Below are 12,641 nucleotides of genomic sequence, written 5' to 3' on the forward strand. Positions count from 1 at the left end.
GCTATCTCACCCTTGCAGGCTGATGTCCTGCCGCGAAGAATGTGGAACCTTGTTCCAATAACAATAGAGGACGCTTGTAATGCCTTCCGCCCCGATAGCAACCGAATGCGATGTACTGGTCATAGGGTCTGGCGCCGCCGGTCTGGCTGCCGCGGTGACGGCCGCCTGGCATGGGCAGAAGGTGATCGTGGTGGAGAAGGAAGCGGTGTTCGGCGGTGCCACTGCCTGGCCCGGCGGCTGGGCCTGGGTGCCGCGCAACCCGCTGGCACGCCGGGCCGGCATCGAGGAAAGCATCGAGCAACCGCGCACTTACCTGCGTAACGAGCTGGGGGCGTATTACAACCAAGAGCGGGTAGACGCCTTCCTCGAGGCGTGCCCGCACATGGTGGCGTTCTTTGAACAGCACACGGCGTTGCAGTTTGCCGACGGCAACGGCATACCGGACATGCACGGCGACACGCCGGGTGCGGCCGAGGGTGGGCACCAGGTGATTGCCGCGCCCTATGACGCTCGCGAAGTGGGCGCACTGCTGCCACGCTTGCGCCAGACCCTGCGCGAAACCTCGTTCATGGGCATGCCGATCATGGCCGGTGCCGACCTTGCCGCGTTCCTCAACCTGACCCGTTCGTCCAAGGCCTTGCTGCACGTCTGCAAGCGTTTTGGTCGCCACCTGTACCACCTGGCCCGGTATGGCCGGGCGATGTACCTGGTCAACGGCGTGGCATTGGTGGCGCGCCTGGCCAAGTCGGCACAGGACCTGGGCGTGCAGCTACAAGCGTCGGCACCGGCCACGCGCCTGTTGGTCGAGAACGCTCGGGTGTGTGGGGCAGTGATAGCCACAGCGCAGGGCGAACAACCGGTGCGTGCCAAAGCCGTGGTGCTGGCGGCAGGCGGCTTCCCCAACGACCCTGCGCGGCGCCAGCAACTGTTTCCCCGCGATGCCAGCGGCCACGACAACCTGGCCTTGCCGCCCAAGGGCTGCTCGGGCGACGGCCTGCGTCTGGGCGAGTCGGTTGGCGGCGTGGTGGCCACCGACCTGAAGTCGCCGGTGGCCTGGGCGCCAGTGTCGCGAGTGCCGTACCGCGACGGTAGTGTCGGCCACTTCCCGCACATCATCGAGCGCGGCAAGCCAGGCATCATCGGCGTGTTGGCCAATGGCAGGCGTTTCGTCAACGAAGCGCATGGTTATTACGACTACGTGGCGGCCATGATTGCGGCCGTACCGGCGCATGAGGAAGTGTGCTCGTGGCTGGTCTGCGACCACCGCTTCCTGCGCCGCTACGGCCTGGGCTACGCCCGACCGGCCCCGCTGCCGGTATGGCCGCACCTGCGCAGCAGCTACCTCAGGCGCGGCGCCACGCTCGAAGCGTTGGCCGAGGCTTGCGGCATCGACCCGGTCGGGCTGCAGGCCACGGTCAGCGAATTCAACCACCACGCCCGTAACGGCCAGGACCCCGCCTTCGGCCGTGGCTCCACACCCTTCAACCGCAAGCAGGGCGACCCGCAGCATGAAGGGCCCAACCCCTGCGTGGCACCGATCGAACACGGGCCGTTCTATGCGGTAAAGGTCCAACCCGGCTGCTTTGGAACCTTTGCCGGGCTGCGCACCGACGCCAGTGCCCGCGTGCTGGATGAGGCCGGGCAGCCCATCGTCGGCCTGTACGCGGCGGGTACCGACATGGCCAGTGTATTTGGCGGCTGGTACCCGTCGGGTGGCATCAACCTGGGCCCGGCGCTGACCTTTGGCTATGTGGCCGGGCGGCATATTGCCGGGGCGCGGGAATATGAATGCAACTGACCGGCCTTGCCGACAAGGAGCAAATCTGGTTACTTCGCCCAGTCAGCCCCGGCCCCATCCCAGGAACGCCACGATGATTCACGGCAAGACGCTGCAAGCATGGTGCAACTCCCACCCCCTGATCGAGGAGCTGGTGGGGCTGCGCGAAACCCGCTGGTTCAACCCGCACATCGCTCCGGCCGCCCAGGCCCTGGCCGATGTTGGCCTGGGCGCCGCCGATGTCAGTGCGGCCAGTGCCCGGTTAACGCGCTTTGCCCCGTACCTGGCCAGCGTATTTGCTGATACAGCCGCCAGCGGCGGCATCATCGAATCGCCATTGCGCCCGCTGCCCGCGCTGCACGCCACCTTGCTGCAGGAGGCCGGCCTGCGCGCCAGCGGTTCGCTGTGGCTCAAGGCCGACAGCGAACTGCCGATCTCCGGCTCGATCAAGGCCCGCGGCGGTATTCACGAAGTGCTCAAGCATGCCGAAGACCTGGCCCTGGCCGCCGGCCTGATCAGCCTCGACAGCGACTACCGGGCGCTGGACAGCGACCAGGCGCGGGCGTTTTTCAGCCGCTACAAGATTGCCGTCGGTTCGACCGGTAACCTCGGCCTGTCGATCGGCATCATCAGCGCCAGGCTGGGTTTCCAGGCCACCGTGCACATGTCGGCCGATGCTCGCCAGTGGAAGAAGGACAAACTGCGCGGCCATGGCGTGAATGTGGTCGAGTATGCCAGCGACTACAGCGTCGCGGTGGCGCAAGGCCGCCAGCAGGCGGCGGCGGACCCGACCTGCTATTTCGTCGATGACGAGAACTCGCCGCACCTGTTCCTTGGCTACGCCGTTGCCGCCGAGCGGCTTGCCCGGCAGTTCGACGCGGCCGGTATCCAGGTGGATGCCGAGCATCCGTTGTTCGTCTACCTGCCCTGCGGTGTCGGCGGGGGCCCCGGTGGCGTGGCGTTCGGCCTGAAGCTGCTGTGGGGCGACCATGTGCACTGCCTGTTCGCCGAACCCACCCACTCGCCATGCATGTTCCTGGGGGTGTACAGCGGGCTGCATGACGCCACCAGCGTGCAGGATTTCGGCATCGACAACCTGACCGCCGCAGACGGCCTGGCGGTGGGCCGCCCTTCAGGCTTCGTCGGCAAGGCCATGCAGCGCTTGCTCGATGGGTATTACACCGTCAGCGACGAAACGTTGTACCGGCTGTTGGTACTGGCCCATGACCTGGAACATGTACGGCTGGAACCTTCGGCGCTGGCGGGTATGCCGGGCATGGTCAAGGTGCTTGAAGCGCCCGAATACCTGGCCCGCATGGGCTTGTCGAGCGAGCGTATGGCCAGGGCCACGCACCTGGTGTGGGGGACCGGCGGCAGCATGGTACCGGAGACGGAATTTGCTGCTTATCTGAGCAAAGGCCGCTACCCAGGCACCTAGCGCCCGGGCCCTGGGCCGGCAGCGCCAGGGCTTGCTGGAACGGCTATGTCAGTCGACGAGAATCTTGGGATTGGAACTGCCCCATACGGTGTACAGGTCGGCCAGCAGCGCGCCGTTGATTTCTTCGATCTCGGCCTGGGTGATCTCGCCCTGGGCCTGCTTGCCGAACAACACCACTTCGTTGCCATCCTTCACATCAGGGAAGTCGGTGACATCGACCATCAAGGTGTTCATCGACACCTTGCCCACCACCGGCACGCGGTGGCCGTTGATCAACACATGGCCTTTGTTGGTGAACACGCGGCGATAGCCATCGGAGTAGCCGACGGTAATGTTGGCCAGGCGCGAATCACGGCTCAGGGTGAAGGTGCGGTCGTAGCCGACAGTGTTACCGGCCGGGTAGCTGTGCACCGCCGCCACATGCGACTTGAACTGCATGACCCGCTGGTACTCGGTGTGCGTCGGCACGGTATCGCCGAACAGCGCGCCACCGGTGCGCACCATGTCCAGGCGCGCTTCCGGCACTTCCAGCGTGGCGAAGGAGTTGGCCGCGTGCAGGGTGAGCTTGCTGCGATCCAGCTTGGCATGCTTGATCAGCCAGTCGCTCTGCTCGTTGAAGGCGGCCAGGCCTTTGCGCACATCGTCCTTGTCCTCCACGGCGAAGTGAGTCATCAGCGCGACCAGCTTGAGGTGCTTCTGGTCGGTGATCTGCAGTGCTTCGCCACGCCCGGACCAGGTGGCCATTTCTACCCCGTTGCGGCTCATGCCGCCGGAATTGAGCGCCAGGTGGATGCGCAAGGTCTTGCCGTGACGCTCGGCCAGGGCATCGAGCTGGCGGGCGAATTCGGCGCTGCCGACCAGTTCTTCCATGTCGTACTGCAGGGCATCTTCCACTTCACCGAGGCTGGCCAGGCGCACCCGCACCAGCTGCCCGGTGAAGCCACTGGCACGGACCACACGGGCTTCCTCGTTGCTGGCCACCGCCACGCAGGGCACGCCCTGGGCAATGATCGAGGGCATCACCAGGCCGATGCCGTGACCATAGGCGTCGGCCTTGAGCACGGCGCACAACTTGGACTTGCCACCCAGCTCGGCCTGCAAGGTCCGAATGTTGTGCTGCAGCGCGCTGGCGCTGATTTCGACCCAGGCGTTGCTGTTCTGCACAGCCAGGGCGGTGGTGCCGTTGTCCATCGACAGCGGCGGTGCGGCGTACAGCGGGGCTTGGCCAGTGATCAGCAGAGCGAGGGAGGCAGCCAGGAGGGTACGGCGAAATGGCATGGTGATTTCTCTATTCTTTTTTTTGGTGATGTATGCGGCCGGAAAGACCAAAGGTATTGGTGCTCGGCACGCCGTCAGCGAGGGTGCCATAGCCAGTGGGGATATGACCAGCTGTGTCGCGCCCAGCCAGCACCGGCTAGGCTCTATACGAAAAAAAATGTCGCAAACACAGCATGGAACAAGCCAGTGAGACCATGGGGGCGTAGCTTTTCGCGAGCTTGTTGAAGCGTGTCACGATGCGGCGCTTCTCTTTCAGCCAGCCAAACCGCCATGGTCTCACTGACTTGTTCCATGCGGTGTTTGCCACATCGCTTTTGGTACAGAACCTAGTACCCGGTCATTTCCAGATAGCCGCGCCCACCCGCACTCCCGGTCAACCGCACCGGCCCTTCCCAGTACGGGAAGCGGGTGTCCATCCACGCCTGCGGCTCCAGCGCCTCGGCCTGCACATCCAGGCCCTGCCCCGGTACCCGCACCCGCCAGCGCGTCGGCACCCGCTTGCCATTTTTCTGCCGCGTCCAGGCCTGCGCCTGCAACTCGACCTGCGCCCCCGCCAGCACCACCACTTCACCCTGCGCGCCAACCCAGGTCCCGGCGCGATACGCCTCGCCCTGGGCCTGGCGCACCTGGAACAGCATCAGCTTGGCGCCATTGTCCAGGTGCAGCGAAAACCAGTCCCAGCCGGTCTGCCCGGCGGCCAGGGGCTGACTGCTCCACTCCCGGTCCAGCCAGGCCTGGCCGGTGACCGCAATACACTGGCCGCCACGCTGCACATACCCGCGCACACGGTAAAACGGCTGGCTGTAGTAATACGAAGCCTGCCCCTTGCCGGATTTCTCGCTGTAGCCCTGCTCGCCATGCAACACCAGGGGCCCATCGCTGTGCAGTTGCAATTCGTAGCGAAAGCCCTCAGTGGTGGCCCGCATCTGCAGGTGTTCCATGCCGTTGCTGCCCTGCAGCGACCAGTCATTGATCCACGCCCGGAACGGCTGCGCCTGCACACCGGCCTGGCCTATCCCCCCGCGTGCCAGGGTTTCACCCGACTGGTGGCCGCCCGGGCCGGTCAACGCCGCATGCCCCAGCCACAGGTTCGGGCCGTTCCAGCCGGGCGTTTCCGGGCCTGGGCGCAAGGCCGAGCGGAACAGCGTCCACTGCACGCCCCAGTCACGCTGACGGGCATCCTGCAGGTTGGCGGTGACGTACCACCATTCGATGCGAAAGCCATCGTGCGCGCCGTGGTCGCGTGGAAATGCCAGCCGATGCCCGCGGGTCACCTGGCTGAATGCGCCAGCCTGCTGGCCGAGCCCGGCATAGCTTTGTTCCGCCGGCTTGTCGCAGCCGCACAGCAAGCCAAACAGCAACAGCCACACGCTACGCTTCATCGGTGAACGGCCTCAACAGTTCGCGTGGCTGGCGACGCGCCAGTTGCCACAAGGGCCAGGCGCTGGCCAGCAGGCTGCTCAGCAAGGCCAGCAGGGCCAGCTGCAACAGCTGTGCAGGGAACACGTAAAGCGGCAGGCGCCAGCCGAATGCCTGCACGTTCAGCACCGCGACCAGGCACCAGGCCAACAGGATACCCAACGGGATGGCCAGCAGCACGGTGAGGCTGCTCAGCAGCAGGGTCTGCCCGAGGCTCAGCCAGGCCAGTTGCGCCCGCCGCACCCCCAGCGCCCATAAAGGCGCCAACTGGCCCAGGCGGGTCTGGCCCAGCGTCAACAGGTTGATGAACAGCGCCACGCCGGCCACGCCAAGGGTCAGGCTGTTGAGCGCGGCGGTGGCGGCAAAGGTACGGTTGAACACCTCGGTCGACCAGCGTTTCAGTCGGGCCTGCTCGACCACCCGGCTGTCGTCGAGGGTAAAGCGCTGCTGCAGTGCGGCCATGAGCGATGGCACCTGGTCTGCGGCCAGATCGACGCTCAAGCCCGTCAGGCTTGCCTGCGGCCAGTGCTCGCGTAAAGCGTCGGCGCCGACCAGTACGTGGCCCTTGGGGTTGCCATAATCGGCATAGACTCCTACGACTGTCAGCACACGCGGGCTGTCTGCCGGCAGCCTCAGGCTGTCCCCCAGGTGCAGGCGCAGACGCCTGGCCAGTTGTTCGCTGAGCATCACGGCTTGCCCACTGGCCAGTCGCTCCCAGGCGCCCGGCTGTTGCTCCAGCAAGGGCCAGCGTGTTCGATAGACGGGATGGTCGACGATGCCCTGAAGCTGCACCGGCCAACCTTGCAGCTGCGTTTCCACGCGCCAGATAGGCAGTAGCGTGCCGGGCACGGGTTGCTGCTTGAGCCACTCGGCAATCTGCAGGCCTTGGGCGGTATCCCGTGGGGTGATGTACAGCTCGGCCGACAGGCGCTGGTCAAGCCAGCCGACAAAGGTCTTGCGAAAGCCTTCGGTCATGCTGCCTACCCCGACACTGGCGGCCAGCGCCAGCAACAGGGCCATCAGCGCGAGCCCCAAGGCGGGCAGTTGCTGACGGCTATCGGCGACGAACCATTGCGCCAATGGTCGCCGGCAACGGCGCGCCAGCCAGGCCAGCGCGCTGTCAAGCAAGGCTGGCAGCAGCAGCGCCGCCGCCAGCAGTAGCCCCGCCAGCAGGCCGAACGCGCTGGGCAGGCTGTTACCCAGCAGGCCACAGCCCAGGGCCAACACCAGCAGCAGGCCCGCCAGCACAGCCTGACGCTGCAGCCACGGCCCCTGCGCCAGGCGCCAGGCCTGGGGTTGTGCCAGCGCCAGCAACGGTAACCGTGCAGCGCGCAATACGCTGCCGACCCCGGCCAGCAATGCCCCCACCACGCCAACCAGCACCCCCGCCAACCACCACCACGCCGGCAGGCTCAGCGTACCGGCCACCTGGGCGCCATACAGGCCGCGCAGGCTGGCGGCCACATCAGGCAGCAGCCACGCCGCCAGCGCGTACCCACTGGCCACCCCGGCGACACCGCCCAGCACGGCGAACAGGCCCAGTTCCAGCACCAGCGCCCATAACAGGACCTTCAGGTTGATGCCGCAAGCACGCAGGTTGCGTATCAGCCCGCGCCGCTGTTCCAGCGCCAGGCCGATCGCGGCATGGGCGATGAACAGGCCGACGACGAACGCCAGCAGGCCCAGTGCTGTCAGGTTGAGGTGGAAACTGTCGGTCAGCCGCTGCAGGCCGCCGTCATCCTGCCGGGGTTGCCATTCAAGCTCGGCAGCGACTTGCCCCGGCAGCGGCCCCGGCGCGGTGGCCAGCAGGCGCGACAACTGGCCAGGCGCGTGCAGCAGCGCTTGCGCGTGGCCGATATCGACCACCATCACCCCTGGGGCCAGTGCAGGCTGCAGCACCACCGGTGGCAGCAGTTGCCCTTCGCTGTCGCGTATCGCTTCCCCGGGGGCTATGTTCAGTTGACGCAGCAGGTCTGGTCCGACCCAGGCTTGCCCAGGCAGGCCGATGAACGCCTGCAAGTCGAATGCCTGTGGCTGTACGCCGGCAATGCTGCTGGCCGGCGGCAGGCTCAATGGCTCTATGCCGATCAACCGCACGCTGCGCGCCGGCTCGCCCGGCAGACGCAGGCGGCCTTCCAGTACCGGGCTCAGCGCCCAGCCCAGCCTGCGCAGTTGCACGTACAGTGCCTGGTCGAAGCGTTCGCCATGGCGCGGCACCAGCTGCGCCTGCAGCGGCGCCGCCAATACCGCGCTGGCACGGGCATAGTCGCTGCGCGCCTGGCTGTTAACCGCCTGCACACCGGTCCACAAAGCCGTGGCCAGCCACAGGCCGGTGAGGATGCTGAAGCACTGCGCACGGTGGCGCCGCCAATGGCTGAGCAGTGCCCACAGGGCCAGCGACAGCAGTCTCATCGACCCGGTTCGGCGCGCACGCGGCCGGCCTGCAAGTAGCAACGCTGCTGCAAGCGCGCCGCCAGGCGCGGGCTGTGGGTCACCATCAGCACACCGCTGCCGGCCTCGGCGACCAGTTGCAGCAGCAAACTCAGCACTTCGTCGCTGCTGGCTTCATCGAGGCTGCCGGTGGGCTCGTCGGCCAGCAGCCAGGACGGGCGCCCGGCCAGCGCACGGCCGATGGCAACCCGTTGCTGCTGGCCGCCGGACAGCTGTTCGGGGTAGCGCGCAAGCAAACCCGTCAGGCCCAGGCGTTGTGCCAGATACGCGACCCAATGCGGGTCATGCCGCGCAGCCAGGCGCGCCTGGAAGGCAAGGTTGGCCGCCACGTCCAGGCTGCTGATCAGGTTGTACTGCTGGAACACCAGGCCAACCGCCTCGCGCCGCCATAGCGCCAGCGACGCTTCGCAACGGCTGTCGAGGGCGGCGCCGTCGATCAGGATACGGCCGCTGTCGGCGCGATCGAGGCCGGCCACCAGGTGCAGCAAGGTGCTTTTGCCACTGCCTGATTCACCCATCAGCGCCAGGCTGCTGCCGCGTGCCAGGTGCAGGTCGACGCCCTGCAATACCGGCTGCAGGCCTTGTGGGGTGGGGAACGATTTGTACAGTTGTTCGATGACCAGCATCGATGGGCCTTGGTCGGTTCAGGTGTCCTTTAGGAATAGCAGGTTCGGCGCGATGCGCGTGTATCGTTCCATCGGCATTTTGCAGCCCGCCGACCCGGTGATGAACAAATCTTCATCTTGCCGGCGGGCCGCATGATCATGGGCGTAGCGACCGTCGCCCGGTTGCTGCACGCGGCCTTCGCCTTGAGAGGGCCTGGCACCTTGCGTAGCATCACCGCCCCCGCACCCACAGGCCCGGCGTGTACAGGCCCACGCCTTACCCAGCCACGCCACCCGCAGACGAAACCGCCGATGCCGCAACCCATCCCTCTCAAGGACCACGAAAAGGAAAAGCACCTGGTCAACCGCCGGCTTCTGGCCTGCGCCGCCCTGGTCTTCAGCCTGTGCGCCGTCCTGGTCGGTAGGCTCTATGTGCTGCAGGTGGTGCAGCATGACCAGCAGAGCGCCGTGTCGGAAAACAACCGCGTTCACGTGCTGCCCATCGCCCCCGAGCGTGGCCTGATCTATGACCGCAACGGCGTGGTCCTGGCCGCCAACAAGCCCAGCTTCGACCTGACCATGACCCGCGAACGGGCCGGCGGCGACACGGCCAAGGTGCTCGACACCCTGACCCAGGTCCTGGGCCTGGGCGAAGACGAGCGCAAGCAGTTCGACAAGGACCTGCGCCGGGGCCGCAAGCCGTTCGAGCCGGTCACCTTGATGGTCGGCCTGAGCGAAGAGCAGATCGCCCTGGTCGCAGTGAACCAGTTCCGTCTGCCAGGCCTGGAGGTCGAACCGCAGTTCATCCGCGAATACCCGCTGGCCGAGCACTTCGCCCATTCGGTGGGCTACGTGGGGCGGATCAACGAAAAAGAGGCCAAGGCCCTCGACAACAACGAATACCGTGGCACCCAGTCGATCGGCAAGACCGGCATCGAACATTTCTACGAAAGCCAGCTGCACGGCCACGTGGGTTATGAGGAGGTCGAGACCAACGCCCAGGGTCGGGTGATGCGGGTGCTCAACCACAAGGACCCGACCCCCGGCCAGGATATCGTCCTGACCCTGGACGCGCACCTGCAACTGGCGGCGGAAAAAGCGCTGGGCGACCGCCGTGGCTCGGTGGTGGTGCTCGACCCGGCCAACGGCGATGTGCTGGCCATGGTCAGCAACCCCAGCTTCGACCCCAACCTGTTCGTCAAGGGCATCAGCTTCCAGCAGTACGCCGCGCTGCGCGACTCCATCGACCGGCCCCTGTTCAACCGTGTGCTGCGCGGCCTTTACGCACCGGGCTCGACGGTCAAGCCGGAGGTCGCAATCGCCGGCCTCGACAGCGGCGTGATCACCCCGGGCAGCCGGGTCTTCGACCCGGGCTACTACGAACTGCCCAACTATGACCACAAGTACCGCAACTGGAACCGTAGCGGCGATGGCTGGGTGGACATGTACACCGCCATCATGCGCTCCAACGACACCTACTTCTACGACCTGGCCCACAAGCTCGGCATCGACCGCCTGCACGACTACCTGGCCGAGTTCGGCCTGGGCCAGAAGGTGTCGCTGGACATGTTCGAGGAAGCCTCGGGGTTGATGCCATCGGCCGAGTGGAAACGTGCCACGCGGCGCCAGGCCTGGTTCCCGGGCGAGACGCTGATCCTTGGCATCGGCCAGGGCTACATGCAGGTCACCCCGCTGCAACTGGCCCAGGCCACCAGCCTGCTGGCGAGCAAGGGCGTCTGGCACCGCCCGCACCTGGCGAGGAGCGTGGGCGGCGTGGCCCCGGTCGATCCCCACCCAATGCCCGACATCGTGCTGCATGACAAGCATGCCTGGGACCAGGTCAGCCAGGGCATGCAAATGGTCATGCACGACCCGCGGGGGATCGCCCGTGCCGCCGCGGCTGGCGCGCAGTACCGGATTGCCGGCAAGAGCGGCACCGCGCAGGTGGTGGCGATCAGGCAAGGCGAGCGCTACAACCGCGACAAGACCCAGGAGCGGCACCGCGACAACGCCCTGTTCGTCGGCTTTGCGCCCGCCGAGCACCCGAGCGTGGTGGTAGCGGTGATGATCGAGAACGGGGAAGCCGGCGGACGGGTGGCGGGCCCGGTGGTACGCGAGGTGATGGATGCCTATCTGCTGGACGACCAGGGGCATCTGAAGCCTGAATATGCCGGGGGCGCAGCCGCGCATGCTGCGCCACACAGCTAGGGGCGCACCGCCGAACAGCCTGCCGTGCGAGGCATCAGCGCGGACGGGCGCTCCAGCTTGGCAGTGCCTTGATCCTGGCAAGCCCGAGCAGAGCACGCCGGGCTCGCCACAGTCCATGCATGCATTTGGCCGGCTGAGCGCAGCCTGCCGTGGAACACCCATGGAACTCCGGGCACCTCCGTGCGTTCTTAAACACTGAGTGGTTTATTTCCCTGTGCTTCACGTTACTGGAGAACATGCCATGCGCCACCTACTCCTCGCCCCTGCCTTGCTGCTCCTGCTGCCTGCCGGTGCTGCCCTGGCTGACGTCGACGCGGGCGACGTCGCCACCTCTGCCGGTGTTTCCGCTTCGCTCTACTCGACCTTCAAGGACGACAAACGGATCATCCCGGCGCGCGACGAGCTTTCCGCTTACGTCGCCAGCGGCGGTGCAATCCGTGGCGCCTACGTCGAGGCGGCACTGGAGCAAGCGCGCAAGGAACATCCTGGCCTGCAGGCCAGTGATGAAGAACTGGCCCAGGCCATCCTGTCGCAGGACGATACCGTAGGCAATCACTGACCCGGGCCGTCCGCTGCTGAACCCGCCTCCACAAGGCCACCAAGGCCGTTGGTGGACGGGTTCAGCCGCGCAAGGGCCGGCACTGGTGAAGTTCACCCCCACCCATCCATGCGCATGGTCGCCCGCACCAGGCGCTGCTCCTCCTGCTCGATTTCGCGCAAGCTGTCGCGGATGCCGTTGATGTGCTCCCGTGCCGCCCTCTGCGCCTGCTCGGGCAACTGCTCCATGACGGCGTGATACAACCGTGCATGCTGACGGTCGATCTGGCGCTTCTGCGCCGGGCGGCAATACAGGTTGTTGACCGACGCGAACACCGTGCTCAAGGTCAGGTCGTTGAGCGATTGCAAGGTCAGTACCAGCACCGGGTTGTGCGACGCCTCGCTGATCGCGCGGTGGAAGGCATGGTCGCGGCGGGCATGCTCACGGGCATCAAGCGCCTCGTGGCCGGCATGCGCGGCAAGCATCTCGTCATAGCGCCGGCGAATCAGCAGGCGGTCGATATCGGTGGCACGCAAGGCGGCCAGGCGCGCCGATTCGGCCTCCAGCAGCGCGCGCACTTCCAGCAGGTCGAACAGCGTACGTGGCTGCGAGCTGAACAGGTGCATCAACGGTGTGCCCCCGGCCCGCCCGGTCAGGTCGGCGACAAACGAACCACGGCCCTGCTCGGTATCGATGATGCCGCGCCCACGCAGGATGCGCAGGCCTTCCCGCAGCGCCGAACGCGAGCACCCGAGCTTTTCCACCAGGCGCCGCTCCGACGGCAGGGCCTGGCCGACCTTCAGCACACCCTCGACAATCAGCCGTTCGACCCGTTCGGCCACCTGGTCGGCGACCTTGACCTTGCCTTCTGTAGCCATTGCGCACCCTCCTGCTGGTAGGACCACTTTGCCTGCCGACCTCAATCTA

At 66.4% G+C, this 12,641-nt stretch carries 9 protein-coding genes and 1 pseudogene; 4 read left to right on the plus strand and 6 right to left on the minus strand.

Going from position 1 to position 12,641, the window contains the following annotated elements:
- Positions 1-79: 79 nt before the first annotated feature.
- Positions 80-1,798, plus strand: coding sequence for an FAD-dependent oxidoreductase (locus B4L76_RS05935; protein WP_296231165.1), 1,719 nt, complete (start codon positions 80-82; stop codon positions 1,796-1,798).
- A gap of 73 nt (positions 1,799-1,871) precedes the next feature.
- A complete protein-coding gene (locus B4L76_RS05940) occupies positions 1,872-3,215 on the plus strand; it encodes a D-serine ammonia-lyase (protein ID WP_296231166.1) in 1,344 nt (447 codons plus the stop codon).
- A 48-nt stretch (positions 3,216-3,263) separates the two neighbouring features.
- On the opposite strand, the gene alr is transcribed toward B4L76_RS05940, so the two are convergent.
- The 5 genes and pseudogenes from alr to B4L76_RS05965 all read right to left on the minus strand — a co-directional run bounded on the left by alr (position 3,264) and on the right by B4L76_RS05965 (position 8,989).
- Positions 3,264-4,493: an alanine racemase gene (alr, locus tag B4L76_RS05945; RefSeq protein ID WP_296231167.1), complete on the minus strand. Its 1,230-nt coding sequence runs from the start codon at positions 4,491-4,493 to the stop codon at positions 3,264-3,266.
- A 136-nt stretch (positions 4,494-4,629) separates the two neighbouring features.
- Positions 4,630-4,758: pseudogene (locus B4L76_RS05950) on the minus strand (IS5/IS1182 family transposase); the annotation flags it as partial.
- Between the two features lie 61 nt (positions 4,759-4,819).
- Complete coding sequence (locus tag B4L76_RS05955) at positions 4,820-5,875, minus strand: lipocalin-like domain-containing protein (RefSeq protein WP_296231168.1); 1,056 nt, start codon at positions 5,873-5,875, stop codon at positions 4,820-4,822.
- A complete protein-coding gene (locus tag B4L76_RS05960) occupies positions 5,865-8,324 on the minus strand; it encodes an ABC transporter permease (protein WP_296231169.1) in 2,460 nt (819 codons plus the stop codon). The genes B4L76_RS05955 and B4L76_RS05960 overlap by 11 nt, the downstream gene beginning before the upstream one ends.
- On the minus strand, positions 8,321-8,989 hold the full coding sequence (locus tag B4L76_RS05965; RefSeq protein WP_296231170.1) for an ABC transporter ATP-binding protein: 669 nt from the start codon (positions 8,987-8,989) through the stop codon (positions 8,321-8,323). The genes B4L76_RS05960 and B4L76_RS05965 overlap by 4 nt, the downstream gene beginning before the upstream one ends.
- 291 nt (positions 8,990-9,280) lie before the next feature.
- Between B4L76_RS05965 and mrdA the strand changes: the two genes are divergently transcribed.
- Both mrdA and B4L76_RS05975 read left to right on the plus strand, forming a co-directional pair.
- Positions 9,281-11,176: a penicillin-binding protein 2 gene (gene mrdA / locus B4L76_RS05970; protein ID WP_296231171.1), complete on the plus strand. Its 1,896-nt coding sequence runs from the start codon at positions 9,281-9,283 to the stop codon at positions 11,174-11,176.
- 241 nt (positions 11,177-11,417) lie between these two features.
- Positions 11,418-11,735: a DUF2388 domain-containing protein gene (locus tag B4L76_RS05975; protein WP_296231172.1), complete on the plus strand. Its 318-nt coding sequence runs from the start codon at positions 11,418-11,420 to the stop codon at positions 11,733-11,735.
- 92 nt (positions 11,736-11,827) lie between these two features.
- On the opposite strand, the gene glcC is transcribed toward B4L76_RS05975, so the two are convergent.
- Complete coding sequence (gene glcC / locus B4L76_RS05980) at positions 11,828-12,592, minus strand: transcriptional regulator GlcC (RefSeq protein WP_296231174.1); 765 nt, start codon at positions 12,590-12,592, stop codon at positions 11,828-11,830.
- Positions 12,593-12,641: the final 49 nt, after the last annotated feature.

The sequence above is a fragment of the Pseudomonas sp. UBA4617 genome (assembly GCF_002386445.1).
Classification (GTDB): Bacteria; Pseudomonadota; Gammaproteobacteria; order Pseudomonadales; family Pseudomonadaceae; genus Aquipseudomonas.